This is a genomic window from Culturomica massiliensis, from assembly GCF_900091655.1.
In the GTDB taxonomy this organism is placed as follows: Bacteria; Bacteroidota; Bacteroidia; order Bacteroidales; family Marinifilaceae; genus Culturomica; species Culturomica massiliensis.
In genome coordinates, this window is sequence record NZ_LT594621.1 from 1,931,560 (window position 1) to 1,947,910 (window position 16,351).

Genomic DNA, 16,351 nt, shown 5'->3' on the forward strand with positions numbered 1-16,351 from the left:
CATGCTGAATGTTCTTGAATTGAGCGAAGGAGATATCCAAAAATCAAAACAACTCATCATTGGAAAATTGTACATAAAAAACTTAACTGCCAATATCGACCGATTACTGTCAGAAATCAGACTAAATGAAAAAAAAATAATCTTGCACCGAAGCAGCTATGATATTGAATCACGCAGCACAGAGCTTATAAACGAATTCAGAATAATTTATAATGAAAAAAAGATTACTTTCTCATTGAATATTCCTCCCAATACAGAATTATTATATGTCGACCCGTTCTATTTCGATAATTGTCTCCGGAATTTATTCGACAATGCTATTAAATATTCCGGAAATGAACCGATTATTACGATGGCTTGTACCCAGTCTGAAGAAAAGACCAGTATTATCATTACTGACAACGGTATTGGAATTTCACGGAATAACCGGAAAAAAGTGTTCCGCTCGTTCTTCCGCTCCGCAGAGGCCCCAGTGGTAAAAGGACATGGCATCGGATTAGCGTTCGTCCGCCAAATTGTAAAAATACACGGAGGCAAACTTGACCTGCAAAGTGTTCCTGAAAAAGGCAGCACTTTTACTATAACGCTCCCAAACAAAATAGTCAAATCATGAAATCAATAAAGATACTATTTATCGACGACGATATTCACCTGGGAAATATTATCACCTCCGGACTTTCATTGTTAGGCTATAAGGTACATTTCCAAAACTCTCTGTTTGCCGTTGAAGAGATTATCTCACAATTTTCACCGGCAATTATAATATTAGATGTCGAAATCGGAAATGATAACGGAATCGAAAAAGCACGGGAACTTATCAGAAAATATCCTTGGATCCCTGTACTATTTGTTTCTTCCCACACGGATATATCTTATATTACAGAAGGAATTGCAGCCGGAGGAATCTGTTACATCCGGAAACCCTTCGATATAAAAGAACTGGAAGCTTATATCCTTCGTTTTGCACAGCAAGAATCATCTTCATCAACAATCAAAATAGGTAATAACTACACATTTCATACAACAACAAGTGAATTGTTCTGTAATGAATTACTCATCAAAAAACTCAGCCCTTTGGAAAAAAATACATTGCTGTTATTTTGGGAAAACCAAAATACACTGGTATCATTGGATCTTCTGGCTAAAACATTATGGGGAAAGAAGTATTCCGCAGATGCAGAAGCAAGTATCTACAACCTAATATTTAAATTACGCAAATTATTAAATTATGACAGACAACTCTCTATTAGCACAATAAAAGGCCTTGGATATCAAATGAACATACTTTAATCTCCCTTCTGTCAATAATCTCATAATATAAAAGGTCAGCAAAATATGCCGACCTTTCTATTCTACAATTCTCATTAAGAGTATGAAATTGTAAATTTTAATTTAAAATCTACAATCATTTCTCTTTCGCCATTATTTGCTTTCATTACCACTGACCAGATCGTAACCGGCGGTGATTCCTTTGATGACAGAAGAACTGAAACCGTTGTGTTCCATAGTATTGATGGCCGTAATTGTCACGCCCTTAGGAGTACATACCTTATCGATTTCCCTTTCCGGATGATGCCCCGTCTCCAGAATGAGTTTTGCAGCACCGAGCATAACCTGGGAAGCAATCTGATGAGCCTGTGCCGAACTGAAGCCGATCTCGATACCTCCCTGAGCCATCGCCCGCATAAACCGCAAGGCAAAAGCGGTTCCACAGGAAGCCAATACAGTCACCGCCGGCATCATCGTTTCCGGTATCTCGATACATAAACCCATCTTGCTGAACAAACGGCTGACTTTGGCTTTATTCTCCTCACTTTCTCCGGCATGAGCCACAGCCGTCAACGACTCACAAAACTCTGCCGCCGTATTCGGCATCACCCGAAAAAGAGGAATATTCCCGACAATGGCTTTCAACTCTGCAATGGTCTTACCGGAAATAAAAGAAATTAAAATATGACGTCCCGGCTCGAAACAATCTTTCAACTCTTCCAAAACCCGCGGTCCGACATAAGGCTTCAACGCCACAATCACAATTTCCGAATCCCGGATAGCCTGCCGGTTGTCCGTCGTAATGCGAACCCCGAATTCATCCTTCAAAGGCTGTATGGCCTCCATTATGATATTCGTTACCGTCATATCTTCCGGTTGTACAATCCCGCTCTTTACCAATCCTTTTACAACGGAAGAGCCGATATTTCCTCCACCAATCAATGCTACTTTCATATCTATATATTTTTTGTAATTAGTATGCTGTTCCCACACTTTTCTTCTCCGCAATCTTCCCTGTTTTCCCCACATTCTGCTACAAACCCAAAACAGGATTCAATTTCAAATGAAAAAACAATTTGATTGCAAATCTGTTCACCATTTATTCAGAATTTACAATCTACAATTAAATGCCATTCAAATATTGCGGCAAGTTACAGAGAATATAAAGAATGAACAAATCTAAAAATGAAAACATAATCCTTATTTATCTCCCGAAAACCCTGCCTATAAAATTTTTCTCATTTTCTTTGATTTTTATTTGGTTTATAAAATAAACCATTTTATATTTGCAACACAAGCAAGTGAGATGCGCACTCCTTGCTTATTTTAAACAACATGTAGTTTATAAAATAAACCGATTAACAATCACAACTAAATCTATTTCATTATGAAAACCATTCAGAAATTCAATTCCACAAACAGACAAATGTCATGCCTCAGATATGCATTACTCTTCATCCTTACCATGAGTAGTTTTTCAATATTATTTGCTCAGGATGTAAAGGTTGATATCCGCGGTATCCGCAACGATAAAGGAAGCATTTTAATCATGGCGCAAGCCGGCAAAGATTCGAAACCGATATACAATCAGGAAAAAGCCAATAAAGGGAATATCAGCATCACCTTGAAAGCAATCCCCTGGAAAGAATTTACAATTTCTGTCTTTCACGATGAAAACGGAAACTGGCAAATGGACATGAATGAGCAAGGTATGCCGGCAGAAGGATACGGGAGAAAAAATTGCCAACTACAACAAGACACCACAACAAATGTCAAAATCAAATTATTCTACCCCGAAATTAAAGAATAGACACGATGAAACCTTCTATTTATCTGCTCGTCATCGGTCTGCTGGTACATTTATCCCTATGGTCACAGTCGTCTGTTACGACTGTGATCTATTCCGGACACTTGTCGGATACAACAGGTAAAAGCATCGGATATGCGACCCTGCTTTTATGTTCCCCGGATAACAAACAAACAGGAACGGTAACGGACAGTTCAGGCCATTTTCAATTGCAGATTTCTCCGGGTATTTATCAGATAACAATACAATGCCTGGGTTATGATCTAATCAGTAAAAATATCAGTATAACAACCTCCCTCTATGATAGCATACAAATGAAACCGATGGCTCATTTACTGAAAGAAATAGCCGTACATGCTCATCCGGTCGAACGAAAAGCCGATCGTTACATTGTACGGATTTCTCCGACAGCCGATAAAGACGGAGTCGAATTACTACAATCGGCCCCGGGAGTATGGCTGGCCGGGGACCGTCTTTCCATCAACGGAGCAAGCGGCACGAAAGTTTTTGTCGATAACCGGGAAATCAAACTAAGCGGCGAACTATTGATGACTTATCTCCGTTCTTTAAAATCGGAAAATATCTTACGAATAGAGGTCCTCCCCATGGCCGGAGCCGACCGGGATGCCAATGCACAAGGCGGTATAATACATATCGTTTTACGTCGCCCCACAGACAATGGATTATTGGGTAGCTTGTCCGCAACCACAGCTTTTGCTCCCTCCCTCCGGTATTACCAACCCGAAGGAAATCTGAACATACACAGCGGAAAATGGGATGGGTATGTTTCCGCCTCGGGGATATTTATCCCTCAAAACAGAGCCTGGTTAAATTCGATGCGGTATTATCCGGAACCAGAAAAACATTTTTCAGGTCTGACGGCAATGCAACAAAACATTCGCTACCACACCGTCCGCACAGGGGTCGTATTTACAGCAGACACACTGAATAATATCGGTGCCGAATTCGAATATATCCGGCGTTCATACACCTGGAATACCTCAAGTCATGCTGATTTTTCTACTCCCTGCTATTCGTCGGAAAGTACCGGCAAATACCGTCAGCGCGAAGCATACGACATGTACTCAGGTACGGTAAACTACCTTCGGAAATTAGACTCCCGGGGATCGGTTTTAAAATTCATAACCGATTTTACCTCGAAAAATTCACAAGGGAACAACGACTATAAAGTCATTCAACAAATTAAAAAGCAGATCAACGACACCATTTACCGTTCCCGGTCATCCATAGATTATCGGATTGCTACGGCAGATTTTTTATGGAAGCAACAAATACGGAAAAAATCATATATCCAGGCCGGTGTCAAATACACCTATACGGACATGGAAGACAACGCACACTATGAAGGTCTTACGCCAGCCAAGGAATGGACTTCAATTCCGGTTTATGATTATAGTCTCGATTATCAGGAAGACATAGGAGCTCTATATACCACCTATGCATCAGATCGAAAACAGTGGTCATTTCACATCGGGTTAAGAGGTGAATATACCCGGACTACCGATCGGAGCAATCATTTAAAAAGAAGATATTGGGACTGGTTTCCTCACATCGACCTAAGTTATGCTTTTGATCCTGTCAGACAATGGCTACTCATCGGCCAATATGCCCGAAATATCGAGCGCCCGGCATTTTCCACCCTGAATCCCAATAGGATACAGACATCCGAATATACTTATCAAATCGGCAATCCGGCTTTACATCCGACCTATATCCATCGGTTCAGTGCAACCCTGGTGTACAATTATCATTATACCTTAACCATCGGAGAAAACTTACACCGGGATCTGATTCGTGAATTCGGTAAACAGGATGCCGAAAATTCCGATATCTCTTACATCACCTATGAAAACCATTACCGGGAAAATCATTGGTTTGCAGTATTCAGTATCCCCTGGCAACCCCTTTCCTGGTTTCATCTGACAGGAAATATTATCGGAGTCCGGCAATGCATTAAAATGTATAAAAAAAGTCCTTACAACAACCATTATCTCTATTTCGGTAATGTTATGACATCGTTTTACATTCCCCGGAATTATACGCTGGAACTTCGATATAACGGAAACAGCCGTCTCTACTCGGGAAATAGTGAAGTAGCACCTTATCACACCCTTCACGCCCGTATAAGTAAAAAATGGAAAGAAGGGAAATGGATATTTACTTTAAAAGCCGACAATCTTCTCAATCGTAAAAACAGCTATGTCAGCCATATTGAAGAATATACAACCGAAAGCATATACGATTCGGCAATAAACGGCAGGTCTTTAAAATTGAGTTTAACCTGGCATTTCAATCAGGGACAAAAAATTAAAAAAATTACCGTAGAGAAAAATTCGGCTGAAGAAAGAAACCGGTTAAATGAAAAAACAGATAAAAACAGGTAAAACACAGACAAACACCTCCGGCAAAGCCGGTATTGTGTGATCAATCTAAAATCGTAAATCTAAAAATCTACAATCAATACGTAGGTTTATTAAATAAACAAAGTTAATTTTGAAACGAAATTCATTACATCATGGAAGACAAAAGAATCTCTGAAAAAGAAAGTTTGGAATTGATCGCCCAAATGATCAAAGACACCCAGGAAAATATCGCTCGCTATGCTGCTTATCCTTTCCTGATATGGGGATATACGACAGTTGGAATTTCAATTGCAATCTGGTATCTCTACTTACAAACGGGCTCACACCAAGTAAATTATCTCTGGCCGGCTCTGCCTCTGATTGCCGGGCCGCTTACCTGGTATTTTTCCGGAAAGAATAAAAGAGAAGGTGTAAAAAACTACGTGGACCGGATCACCAATCAAATATGGATTGTATTCGGTTTGGTCGGAATGACGCTATCGGCTCTGTCATTTATGATCCGTATCGACATTTTATTTATCATTCCTTTACTCATGGGCATGGGTACCACCTTATCCGGCTGTGTTACCAGATACAGGCCTCTTATTATTGCAGGAACAATCGGTACGGCGCTTTCATTCTCCATTCTTTTCATTCAGGGAACGGACAAGCTACTGGCTTTTGCTGCAATCTTTATCGTAATGATGGTTATTCCGGGACACATCCTTAATAAACACATGAAACAATGTTTAAAGAATTAGATCCCCTCCTACACTCTCAACTTCGCTTAGCGATCATGTCGATTCTTCTTTCAGCAGAAGAAGCAGATTTCGTGTATCTGAAAGAAAAAACTGAAGCTACGGCCGGAAATATCAGTATACAATTGGATAAATTGAGTCAAGCAGGCTATATCGACGTGGAAAAAAGCTTTGTCGGGAAGAAGACCCGTACTGTCTGCCGGATTACCCCCACAGGTAAAAAGGCGATTGCCGAATATGTGGAAACATTAAAAAGTTACCTGAAAAAATTATAAAACAGCCGCAACTGTCATTTTATACCCCGGACCGGATGATAAAAACCTTTCAACCTCCCCTCAGGTCCGGGGTTTACAAATCAGAAAGATTAATAAATCCAATAGAATATAAAATACATCATAGCAAAATTAAAACCCGCATGAGCCAAAACAGCTCCGGTAATAGAATCACATAATAGCTTGCAACGGAAAAACACCTGACTGACGGAAAACATACACACAACCCAAAGCAATGCCGGTAACACGGAGAAATGCCAATGGCCGGCATCGTAAATGATCCCGAAATGAGCCAAATGAGTCAACGCAAATGCCAAACTATCGAAAAACGAGGCTTTGACTTCCCCAAAACGATTCACAAAACTACCGTGAACAACTCCACGGTATAAAAATTCTTCCCCTATCGGACTAAATAACATACTGGGAATTACGGCAATGGAAAAATAAATCAACTTATCGGAATCAGCAAGACCAGAAGGAACTCCCCCCGACCTCGATATATAGACAAAAGCATGATCTAAAGTGATTTGATACAATAAAGTAAATATCCCAAATACGACGGCACAGGACAATACACCCAATAAAAACGAAACAAGCAAATACCGATAATGCCCCGGACACTTCAACCCTATTTTCTTCCGCCCTTTTTTCGTCAAAAAAACGAAAGGGGTAAACCACATCAGAAAAAAGATAATGAATGCAAAATTATACGTACCCGAGACATTAGCCTCAAGTACCAATACAAAACGAGGAATTCCGAACAATAACACTAAAAACAAACCGAACGCCCAGTTATATCTGAAAAAACGCGTCCATAAACTCCGCAACAAACCGTCATCCATATCCATAGTTACAGCGTACTTTATCCCGATCACTATATTGCAAAGCTACCGATTAATCAATTCCCGAATATCATCGGCAGAATAAACGTAAGTTTTACCGTCCGGGTCCATTACAGTAAGGTGTTTGTCATCACTGAAAAACAATTCATCCAATTCCTGTTTCAAAATTTCGCGGGAAACGGAATGCATCGTATTTCCACGAGCCGGAGCAAAATCTTTCACATTTTGTAAGAATAAAATCTGAGCAAACAGGGCTACACGTATTTCTTTCTCCGAAGCTTTGGACCGTTTCTCTTTATCCACCAATACATCGTATTTCCAATTAACAAAATTAGATATCGCTTGCTTATTTTTAGGATCCAGCTTATATGCTTTCCAATAATAATCAACGGCACCAGACTGTTGCATAGAATACCCGCAAGCCATTCCGCACATCACAGCCAATTGAGAAAGAAACTGAGGATCCGGCTGAAGCTGATCTTCAATTTCCAGAAAAACCTGTAAAGCTTTTCTGGGCTCTCCGCTCTTCGCTAACGATTCCCCATACCGCATCGCCACTTCCATATCCGTCCGATTGCCTTGTTTATCCCGGAAAAGGGAGTCAGCCAAAGCCAAAGGTAGTAAAGCCTCCTTAAAATGTTTCTGTTGATAACGCGCCAATCCCAGATATTTATAATTAAATCGCACAGAATCACCTCCTACAATCAATTCATCAAATGTTTTCTCACATTTCCCGAAACGTTTTGCCACATACTCCAAGACCCCACGCGTTTGCTTTACTGTATTCGAATGAGGTGAATACACCAAAGCCGTATCGACCATATCTAAGGCATAATCGACAAAATCAGTAAACATATTTTGATCGGCCAGCATTACATTAATAGCTTTCACCGCCGTCCCCCCGTCCGCAGGATCCAACCAAAAAGCATCACAATAACTCCGGGCTGCACCGGTACTCAATCCAATCTCCACATAACAATCTCCTAATCTCTTCAATAAGGTTACATTTGTCGTATCTGCCCCGGCCAATCGAAGATACACCGGTACAGCTTTCAACGTTTTCCCGGTTTGCTGATACAAACGGGCCAACTGATAATTTATCGCAAAATCCAAAGAATCCTCCCCGGCCAGCTTCTCATACGCACCAACGGCATCTACTGTTTTGCCTGCCAAGGCAAGTACTCTGGCAATTGCAATACGGGCCTCCCGGTTCGTCGTGTCCGCCAGTAACCATTGCTTATAATAACGATAAGCATCCTTATACCGCAATACACCTTCACTTGCCTTCCCCGCATAAAACAACAAATCCGAAATCTTTACCCCGGCATTATTCAATGAATCCACACATTTTAACGCCTCGTAGTAGCGATTTTTTGCCATTAAGCTTTCGACTTTTCGCAGAGGTTCTTCCTGTGCATATAAAACAGTACCCCAAACGACAAAAAAACATATCAAACAGTACCTCATAATACAATCCTATTTTATTGTATAAAGAAATAGATATTCCATTTAAAATACAAATTTTTTCAACTAAAATTATAGTTATACCATTTTTAGCTCAAACACGTCAAAAAACTTTCTAATAAAATTTACAAAGCAACTGCATTCGATAGAAAAAATCTTATCTTTACCTCGATAAAAGTCATTATTTCATTCAGTTTATCGATTTAAAAAGTTTTATATTTCAGTTTCATTTTAACCGTCCTTGTTGGAAAGATTGTTGAAATCTGAATATTTTATTTAAAAAATTAAACAAAATTATGAAAACATTTCTTGGATTGCTCCTATTATTTCTGAGCATACATCTCCCCGGCCAAGCCCGAAACAATGATCTCCGGATTCTTATAGGCGGAAATGCTTACGTCACTGCATACCAGGACGGAGCAAAAATCACCGACAACGGTATTTTAAACTGGACTGACCCAAGCTCCGTTATCAGTATATTTTTTTACGCCGGTGAAGCCGGCTCTTTCGATCTATCTGTATTCGGAAAAGGGCATTCCCGTATAAAAGTCAGTTGTAACGGTCAAAACCGACCGATAACGTTAAATTCGGATTATTATACAGCCATACCGGCAGGAACATTTCAAATCAGTTCACCGGGCTATGTGCGCATCGATCTGCAAGGCCTTAGCAAAGAAGAAGCCAGTTTCGGTATTATCAGGGAACTCATTGTTTCAGAATTGAAAGGAGAAACCCATTACGTAAATAACTTCTCCTCATATTGGGGAAGACGCGGTCCGTCCGTTCATTTAAGCTATACCATGCCGACGGAAACTACGGAATGGTTTTACAATGAAATTACAGTACCCAAAGAAGGTGAAATTCTACACAGTTATTACATGGCCAACGGCTTCGGGGAAGGATACTTCGGTATACAATACAATTCACCGACAGAAAGAAGAGTATTATTTTCAGTATGGAGCCCCTTCAATACCCAAGACCCGAACGAAATACCGGAAGAGGATAAAATCAAAGTATTACGCCGCGGCGAAGACGTTCATATCGGAGAATTCGGGAATGAAGGTTCGGGAGGACAAAGCTATCTGATTTACAACTGGAAAGCGGGTACCACCTACAAATTTTTAACCCACATCAAACCCGACGGGAAAGGAAATACGATTTATACCGCTTATTTCTATGCTACGGACGAAAACCGCTGGAGACTTATCGCTAGTTTTTTACGTCCAAAAACAGACACCTGGTATACCCGGGCCCATTCGTTTTTGGAAAATTTTAATCCGGAACAAGGCTACCTTGCACGCAGCGTTCAGTTCTCCAACCAATGGGCTTTAGGACAAGACGGTATCTGGCGGGAAATGACCGAGGCCGGTTTTACGTATGATGCAACTGCCAACGCGGGTGTACGTTTGGATTACCAGGGCGGTCTTCTCCCGGATAAACAGGCGTTCTACTTAAAAAACGGAGGATTTTTTAATGAGCATACAGCTTATGGGACCAAATTTGAACGGGAAGGCCGGAAAAAAGCTCCGAAAATCAATTTCAAAATGCTGGAAACACTCTGATCCTTATATCCGGCCTGAAGACAGGATCCCTCCTCCAAGCAACCGATTGCCGCAATAAAGGGCAACCGGTTGTCCCGGAGCCAGGGCCCAGGCCGGATTTTCCAAATAAATCTGCAAGCGGCTTTCACCGATTTCCCGGACATTTGCATTTCCGGCCGGATTCAATCCCAAACCCCGTACTTTCACTTCAATATTTTCCAACTCTAAATCTGTCCGATCGATCAGGTTCACCTGTTCGATTTCCAATACATGTTGAAACAAACCGTTTTTACGATCCGCAACAATCAGATTTTGCCCGGTACATATTTCTTTTACATACAACGGCTCATTCCCGATAACCGGCATACCCCGCTTTTGTCCGACCGTATAATTCAATAAACCGGTATGCTGTCCGATTACATGTCCGTCGGTATCCCGGATATCTCCGGGTACAGGTTTACATATCCGTCCGGAATAATGAAAAATAAAATCTCTGTAATCCCTACCCTCCAGAAAGCATATTCCCATACTTTCCTTTTGATACGCCAAATCTGCATATCCGTAATCCTGAGCCATTTTTTTTACCTGGACTTTGGTAAAATCACCCAAAGGAGTAAGCGCACGCATCAATAACTTCTCTTTCACTCCCCATAAAAAATAGGATTGGTCCTTTACCGCATCCTCTCCCTTACAGACATACCAATGTCCCGCCAAAGGCAAAATCTTCACATAATGCCCGGTAGCCACTTTCTCCACACGCATTTCATCGGCAACCTGTAACAACAAGCTCCATTTCACGGTATTATTACACAAAGCACAAGGATTGGGCGTCCGGCCCTCCGAATATTCCTGCACAAACACATCCACAACCTGACGACGGAACAATTCCTGCCCGTCATACCTTAACAATTCAATCCCTAAATCCCGGCACAAAGAGTCAAGTTGCGGCTTTCCCTTGTCATCCCACAATTGCAGATGTACCCCGATCACCTCATAGCCTTGTTGCTTCAATAGCAGAGCCGTCACAAAACTATCGACTCCACCGCTCAAACCGACCACCACCGATTGTCTCATAACACTCAGGCAAAAAAGAGATAAGCAATAACAATAGCGGCAATGATACCGGCAAAATCGGCAATCAATCCGCAAGGAACTGCATAACGTGTATTTTTAATGCCGACAGCACCGAAATAAACGGCGATAATATAAAAAGTAGTATCGGTAGCCCCTTGAAAAGTCGCAGCCAAACGTCCGGCAAAAGAATCAGCCCCATATGTATTCATCGTATCGATCATCAATCCCCGGGCCCCGCTGCCACTCAATGGTTTCATCAAAGCCGTCGGCAATGCTGCCACAAAATCTGAATTAAATCCCATCCCTTCCACCATACGTTCGATACCACTCATCAGGACATCCATCGCCCCGGAAGCCCGGAATACACCTATAGCCACCAATATAGCAATCAGATAAGGAATAATTTTCACAGCCACGGAAAAACCTTCCTTAGCTCCGTCGATAAAAGCTTCATATACGTTTATCCGCCGGATAAACGCCATGACAATGAAAGAAATAATAATCGAAAAGAGCACAACATTACTGACGACACCGGATACTGTGGCAATCATTTCTTTATCCAGAGTCGAAAAATACCAGATTACCCCGGCGATCAGCAATGTTCCGCCACCCAGATAAGCCAGTATCACCTTATTCAATAAATTGATACGCTGCCAAATTGCAACGGCAATCAAACCGACCAGGGTCGAAAAGTAAGTTGCTAATAAAATGGGAATAAAAATATCTGCCGGATTAACTGCTCCCAATTGAGCCCGGTAAACCATTATCGACACCGGCACAATCGTCAAACCCGATGTATTCAGCACCAGAAACATGATTTGAGCATTCGTCGCTGTATCTTTACGTACATTCGTCTCCTGCATCTGCTGCATAGCCTTCAATCCCATCGGAGTCGCCGCATTATCCAATCCCAGCATATTAGCCGCAATATTCATCATGATCGATCCGTAAGCAGGACTGTCGGCAGGTAATTCCGGAAAAAGACGACGAAAAAACGGATGGATCAAACGCGACATAACTCCTACAGCTCCCCCCTTCTCTCCGACCTTCATAATTCCCATCCATAACGTCAGGACGCCCGTCAATCCTAAGGAAATCTCGAATCCGGTCTTCGACATATCGAATGTCGATTTCATCATTTGCCCGAATACTTCCGTATCCCCGTCGAAAACCAACTTAAATAAGGCAACGATAAAAGCCGCGACAAAAAAGAATATCCAAATGTAATTCAGAACCATCCCGAAAGTTTAAATTTATGATTTACGACCTGAGAAAATCCGCCAAATCGTAAATCAAAAATAATATCACACCAAACCTTTACAGGCTTTCAATGTATTCTGCAACAACGATACAATTGTCATCGGTCCGACACCACCGGGAACCGGTGTAATATAAGAACATTTCGGCGCTACATTCTCAAAATCCACATCCCCGGCCAACCGGAAACCGGACTTCGTTTTATCCGAAGCTATCCGATGAATCCCCACATCCACAACAACAGCACCTTCCTTTACCATATCGGCCGTAACAAAATGAGGCTTACCCAAGGCTACGATCAGAATATCCGCCTGTAATGTATATTCTTTAATATCAGGCGTCCGGCTATGACAAATCGTCACCGTACAATCGGCATATTCCGCTTTACGGGACATCAGAACAGACATCGGCGTACCGACGATATTGCTACGCCCGATAACGACGCAGTGCTTTCCCTGAGTCGGGATATGATAACGCTTCAGCAATTCTACAATTCCCGCCGGCGTTGCCGGTAAATAAGTCGGCAAACCAGTAACCATTTTTCCGACATTGCAAGGATGAAAACCGTCTACATCCTTATCCGGATCGATAGCCAGCAATATCTTTTGTTCCGATATATGTTTCGGAAGAGGAAGCTGTACAATATAGCCGTCCACATCCGTATCTGCATTCAGTTTTTCAACGACTTCCAGCAATTGCTCTTCTGTCATATCCGCAGAATAACGTAGTTCTGTACTTTTAAATCCGACTTCCCGGCAAGCCTTTACCTTGCTGGCGACATACGTTTCACTGGCCGCATCATTACCGACCAATACCGCAACCAAATGAGGCACTTTTTTCCCCTCTGCCTTCAACCGGACAACTTCATCAGCCAGCTCTTGCTTGATCTGTGCCGAAATCTTTTTTCCATCTATTAACTCCATGACGACTATTTTGTATCCAAAATTGAATTTCAGTTTATTTTCTCATCCCGGGCATACGCTTCATCATATTACCGCCTGAAAGCATTTTCATCATTTTCTTGGATTCTTCGAATTGCTTCAACAGGCGATTTACATCCTGTACCGTCGTGCCGCTGCCTTCCGCAATACGTTTTCTCCGGGAGCCATTGATAACTTCCGGATTTTCTCGCTCGCCGGGAGTCATTGAATGGATAATCGCCTCCACACTTTTAAACGCATCGTCATCGATATCTATATTTTTCAAGGCCTTTCCGACACCCGGAATCATAGATGCCAATTCCTTGATATTACCCATCTTCTTAATCTGTTGGATCTGTCCCAAAAAGTCATTGAAATTGAACTGATTCTTAGATAGCTTTTTCTGCAACTTCTTGGCTTCCTCTGCATCGAACTGTTCCTGTGCCCGTTCTACCAAAGACACGATATCTCCCATCCCCAGAATCCGGTCGGCCATACGTTCCGGATGGAAAGCATCTACCGCCTCCATTTTCTCTCCGGTCCCGACAAATTTAATCGGTTTATTAACCACCGTACGAATAGATAAGGCAGCACCACCCCGGGTATCACCATCCAGTTTCGTCAGGATTACACCGTCAAAATTCAATCTTTCATTGAATTCCTTCGCCGTATTCACCGCATCCTGTCCCGTCATCGCATCCACAACGAATAACGTCTCATTCGGATCGATTGCTTTTTTAATCGCCGCAATCTCCGCCATCATCTGCTCATCTATCGCCAAACGACCGGCCGTATCGACGATAACCACATCATTTCCGAACGAACGGGCCTGCTTGATCGCATCCAAAGCAATCTTTACAGGGTCTTTTGTCGTCTCATCCGTATATACCGGAACCTCTATCTGCTCACCCAACACGCGCAACTGCTCGATAGCAGCCGGACGATAAACGTCACAAGCAACCAACAAAGGTTTTTTACCCCGTTTGTTTTTCAGCATATTGGCCAGTTTACCGGAAAAGGTCGTTTTACCGGACCCCTGAAGACCCGACATCAAAATAATAGCCGGATTGCCTTTCAGATCTATATCCACATTGTGTCCACCCATCAATTCGGCCAACTCGTCGTGTACGATCTTTACCATCATCTGGCCCGGTTTTACAGCCGTGAGTACATTCATACCCATTGCTTTCTCTTTCACCCGGTTGGTAAAATCTTTCGCAATTTTATAGTTAACGTCAGCATCCAACAAAGAGCGCCTTACCTCCTTCAAAGTCTCTGCGACATTTATTTCTGTTATCTTTCCCTGGCCTTTTAATATCTTAAACGAACGTTCCAGTTTCTCCGATAGATTCTCAAACATAATTCTATATATTTTTATTTATTTAATTCTCGATTTACCATCTCACCGGGCAATTCACGCCTTTTTTCCCATATTCTTTAATACCACGAATGTTTTGTCTATCAATGCATTATCCACAACAACAGTAAACTCATTGGTCGAAGAAATCACTTCCGTAAGATTAATACCTTCCCAGGACAGCTCCTTCATAATACTATAATAAAAACCGGGCTGCATACTATTCCCTTTCGGTAACTTCAACGTGACAGAAGACAACGCATTCTGTTTAAACAAACAAACCTCATCTTTAAAATAATTGAGTATCAGCTCCTCCATCGTATCGCTCACAACAAGATTCGTCTCAAAAACCCCCTGTACCATCGTATAGAAAACCTCCTCATTCCTCACTAATTTTTTCAATACCTCAATATGACACTCCAACAAGGTAGATGAATTTTTGAAAGTATAATCACATAAATTACTCCGTAAAATAATATCCCCCATATTATTCAACAACTTATTCAACTGCACTTGTTCCCGGATCTGTAAATAAGGTGCCAACCGATTTAACGACATTACAATTGCTCCGGTATTCACTTCTTTCTGCAACATTTTTTCCACTTCAGGCTGTAATTGCCGGGCCAATGCAGAAACATTAATAATGCCGGCAGCTAAAGACTCTGACAGATAAGGACGATGTTTTACAATTTCTTCAACCGCATGTGAAATACTTATCATGATCTATTCTGTTTAATTTTCAACAAAAATACAAAATTCCTTTATATGATACGTGCTTTATACCAAAAATTATACAGTTTTTCATTTCCGGCAAACAGCCTGCATGGTGTCAGTAAAGTTTTATCCATTCGTAGCCATTCCCCGTAGCATCCATATAACGGATAAAATCCGCCGTTCTGATTGCTAAAGAAGCCCGGTTATCATTCGGATGGAAAGATAACTTCCCGGCCTGTTTCAAATTTTCGTCCAGAAATACATAGACATGATGCTCACTATCGTTGACCAAACCGAAAGGACTCACCGAACCGGGTTTCAACCCCAGATATTTCTCCATTCTCTTTTCAGAAGCAAAAGATAATTTTCCTTGCTTCAACAGATGTTCCAGATCGTGTATAGCCAGCGCCCGGTCACAATGAAAAATAACCAGGTAATGCCTGTTTCCTTTGTGATTCCGAAAAAATAAATTCTTACAATGTGTACTATCCAGATTTTTCCAGTATTGACGTGCAATTTCTATCGTCGGCGCTTCCGGATGCTCCAGATAATCAAATCCGATACCTAAATCTTTCAGCGTATCGTATACCTTTTGTTGCCCTATCATCATTCCCAATAATTTGAAATGTACAATTTTATCATTTTCAATCTTAACTTACCCCGCAAATTACACACTGGGACGGACTCATTGTGTAATTTTTCCTTCTAAAATC

The 16,351-nt window shown here is 41.6% G+C and carries 16 protein-coding genes; 7 read left to right on the forward strand and 9 right to left on the reverse strand.

What is annotated here, in order from left to right; translation table 11 throughout:
- Positions 1 to 142: 142 nt before the first annotated feature.
- The gene (locus BN8908_RS18710; RefSeq protein WP_161945861.1) at positions 143 to 613 is read left to right on the forward strand and encodes a sensor histidine kinase; all 471 of its coding nucleotides are present in this window, start codon (positions 143 to 145) and stop codon (positions 611 to 613) included.
- On the forward strand, positions 610 to 1,290 hold the full coding sequence (locus tag BN8908_RS09665; RefSeq protein ID WP_021987538.1) for a response regulator transcription factor: 681 nt from the start codon (positions 610 to 612) through the stop codon (positions 1,288 to 1,290). Before BN8908_RS18710 ends, BN8908_RS09665 begins: the two co-directional genes overlap by 4 nt.
- Before the next feature lie 132 nt (positions 1,291 to 1,422).
- Here BN8908_RS09665 and proC read toward each other — a convergent pair whose 3' ends face one another.
- Positions 1,423 to 2,223, reverse strand: coding sequence for a pyrroline-5-carboxylate reductase (gene proC / locus BN8908_RS09670; protein ID WP_021987539.1), 801 nt, complete (start codon positions 2,221 to 2,223; stop codon positions 1,423 to 1,425).
- Between the two features lie 433 nt (positions 2,224 to 2,656).
- Here proC and BN8908_RS09675 point away from each other — a divergent pair, with 433 nt between their 5' ends.
- The 4 genes from BN8908_RS09675 to BN8908_RS09690 all read left to right on the forward strand — a co-directional run bounded on the left by BN8908_RS09675 (position 2,657) and on the right by BN8908_RS09690 (position 6,472).
- Complete coding sequence (locus BN8908_RS09675; RefSeq protein WP_021987540.1) at positions 2,657 to 3,079, forward strand: DUF2141 domain-containing protein; 423 nt, start codon at positions 2,657 to 2,659, stop codon at positions 3,077 to 3,079.
- A 5-nt stretch (positions 3,080 to 3,084) separates the two neighbouring features.
- A complete protein-coding gene (locus BN8908_RS09680) occupies positions 3,085 to 5,481 on the forward strand; it encodes an outer membrane beta-barrel family protein (protein ID WP_082989242.1) in 2,397 nt (798 codons plus the stop codon).
- Between the two features lie 131 nt (positions 5,482 to 5,612).
- The gene (locus tag BN8908_RS09685; protein WP_021987542.1) at positions 5,613 to 6,200 is read left to right on the forward strand and encodes a hypothetical protein; all 588 of its coding nucleotides are present in this window, start codon (positions 5,613 to 5,615) and stop codon (positions 6,198 to 6,200) included.
- Positions 6,185 to 6,472 (forward strand): winged helix-turn-helix domain-containing protein, encoded by a 288-nt coding sequence (locus BN8908_RS09690; protein ID WP_021987543.1) that lies wholly within the window; start codon positions 6,185 to 6,187, stop codon positions 6,470 to 6,472. The genes BN8908_RS09685 and BN8908_RS09690 overlap by 16 nt, the downstream gene beginning before the upstream one ends.
- An 89-nt stretch (positions 6,473 to 6,561) precedes the next feature.
- Here BN8908_RS09690 and BN8908_RS09695 read toward each other — a convergent pair whose 3' ends face one another.
- Positions 6,562 to 7,317 (reverse strand): CPBP family intramembrane glutamic endopeptidase, encoded by a 756-nt coding sequence (locus BN8908_RS09695; RefSeq protein WP_235837431.1) that lies wholly within the window; start codon positions 7,315 to 7,317, stop codon positions 6,562 to 6,564.
- Positions 7,318 to 7,356: 39 nt separating this feature from the next.
- Positions 7,357 to 8,778 (reverse strand): tetratricopeptide repeat protein, encoded by a 1,422-nt coding sequence (locus tag BN8908_RS09700; RefSeq protein WP_068690285.1) that lies wholly within the window; start codon positions 8,776 to 8,778, stop codon positions 7,357 to 7,359.
- A gap of 293 nt (positions 8,779 to 9,071) precedes the next feature.
- Between BN8908_RS09700 and BN8908_RS09705 the strand changes: the two genes are divergently transcribed.
- Complete coding sequence (locus BN8908_RS09705) at positions 9,072 to 10,337, forward strand: DUF3472 domain-containing protein (RefSeq protein ID WP_021987546.1); 1,266 nt, start codon at positions 9,072 to 9,074, stop codon at positions 10,335 to 10,337.
- Positions 10,338 to 10,340: 3 nt separating this feature from the next.
- Here the strand turns inward: BN8908_RS09705 and mnmA are convergent, their stop codons facing one another.
- The 6 genes from mnmA to BN8908_RS09735 all read right to left on the reverse strand — a co-directional run bounded on the left by mnmA (position 10,341) and on the right by BN8908_RS09735 (position 16,248).
- Entirely contained in the window at positions 10,341 to 11,390 is a 1,050-nt protein-coding gene (mnmA, locus tag BN8908_RS09710; protein ID WP_068690287.1) for a tRNA 2-thiouridine(34) synthase MnmA, read from the reverse strand.
- Between the two features lie 5 nt (positions 11,391 to 11,395).
- Positions 11,396 to 12,628, reverse strand: coding sequence for a nucleoside recognition domain-containing protein (locus BN8908_RS09715; RefSeq protein ID WP_068690289.1), 1,233 nt, complete (start codon positions 12,626 to 12,628; stop codon positions 11,396 to 11,398).
- 66 nt (positions 12,629 to 12,694) lie between these two features.
- Positions 12,695 to 13,570, reverse strand: a complete 876-nt coding sequence (gene folD / locus BN8908_RS09720) for a bifunctional methylenetetrahydrofolate dehydrogenase/methenyltetrahydrofolate cyclohydrolase FolD (protein WP_021987549.1) — start codon at positions 13,568 to 13,570, stop codon at positions 12,695 to 12,697.
- A 34-nt stretch (positions 13,571 to 13,604) separates the two neighbouring features.
- Positions 13,605 to 14,927: a signal recognition particle protein gene (ffh, locus tag BN8908_RS09725; protein WP_021987550.1), complete on the reverse strand. Its 1,323-nt coding sequence runs from the start codon at positions 14,925 to 14,927 to the stop codon at positions 13,605 to 13,607.
- Between the two features lie 54 nt (positions 14,928 to 14,981).
- Positions 14,982 to 15,644 carry a hypothetical protein gene (locus BN8908_RS09730; RefSeq protein WP_021987551.1) on the reverse strand — a complete coding sequence of 221 codons (663 nt, stop codon included), beginning with the start codon at positions 15,642 to 15,644 and terminating at the stop codon, positions 14,982 to 14,984.
- A gap of 109 nt (positions 15,645 to 15,753) precedes the next feature.
- Complete coding sequence (locus tag BN8908_RS09735) at positions 15,754 to 16,248, reverse strand: prolyl-tRNA synthetase associated domain-containing protein (protein WP_021987552.1); 495 nt, start codon at positions 16,246 to 16,248, stop codon at positions 15,754 to 15,756.
- Positions 16,249 to 16,351 lie beyond the last annotated feature (103 nt).

Coding starts and splice junctions, on each gene's coding strand:
- BN8908_RS09665 (WP_021987538.1), top strand. CDS start 610: ATGAAATCAATAAAGATACTATTTATCGACGACGATATTCACCTGGGA.
- proC (WP_021987539.1), bottom strand. CDS start 2,223: ATGAAAGTAGCATTGATTGGTGGAGGAAATATCGGCTCTTCCGTTGTA.
- BN8908_RS09675 (WP_021987540.1), top strand. CDS start 2,657: ATGAAAACCATTCAGAAATTCAATTCCACAAACAGACAAATGTCATGC.
- BN8908_RS09680 (WP_082989242.1), top strand. CDS start 3,085: ATGAAACCTTCTATTTATCTGCTCGTCATCGGTCTGCTGGTACATTTA.
- BN8908_RS09685 (WP_021987542.1), top strand. CDS start 5,613: ATGGAAGACAAAAGAATCTCTGAAAAAGAAAGTTTGGAATTGATCGCC.
- BN8908_RS09690 (WP_021987543.1), top strand. CDS start 6,185: ATGTTTAAAGAATTAGATCCCCTCCTACACTCTCAACTTCGCTTAGCG.
- BN8908_RS09695 (WP_235837431.1), bottom strand. CDS start 7,317: ATGGATATGGATGACGGTTTGTTGCGGAGTTTATGGACGCGTTTTTTC.
- BN8908_RS09700 (WP_068690285.1), bottom strand. CDS start 8,778: ATGAGGTACTGTTTGATATGTTTTTTTGTCGTTTGGGGTACTGTTTTA.
- BN8908_RS09705 (WP_021987546.1), top strand. CDS start 9,072: ATGAAAACATTTCTTGGATTGCTCCTATTATTTCTGAGCATACATCTC.
- mnmA (WP_068690287.1), bottom strand. CDS start 11,390: ATGAGACAATCGGTGGTGGTCGGTTTGAGCGGTGGAGTCGATAGTTTT.
- BN8908_RS09715 (WP_068690289.1), bottom strand. CDS start 12,628: ATGGTTCTGAATTACATTTGGATATTCTTTTTTGTCGCGGCTTTTATC.
- folD (WP_021987549.1), bottom strand. CDS start 13,570: ATGGAGTTAATAGATGGAAAAAAGATTTCGGCACAGATCAAGCAAGAG.
- ffh (WP_021987550.1), bottom strand. CDS start 14,927: ATGTTTGAGAATCTATCGGAGAAACTGGAACGTTCGTTTAAGATATTA.
- BN8908_RS09730 (WP_021987551.1), bottom strand. CDS start 15,644: ATGATAAGTATTTCACATGCGGTTGAAGAAATTGTAAAACATCGTCCT.
- BN8908_RS09735 (WP_021987552.1), bottom strand. CDS start 16,248: ATGATGATAGGGCAACAAAAGGTATACGATACGCTGAAAGATTTAGGT.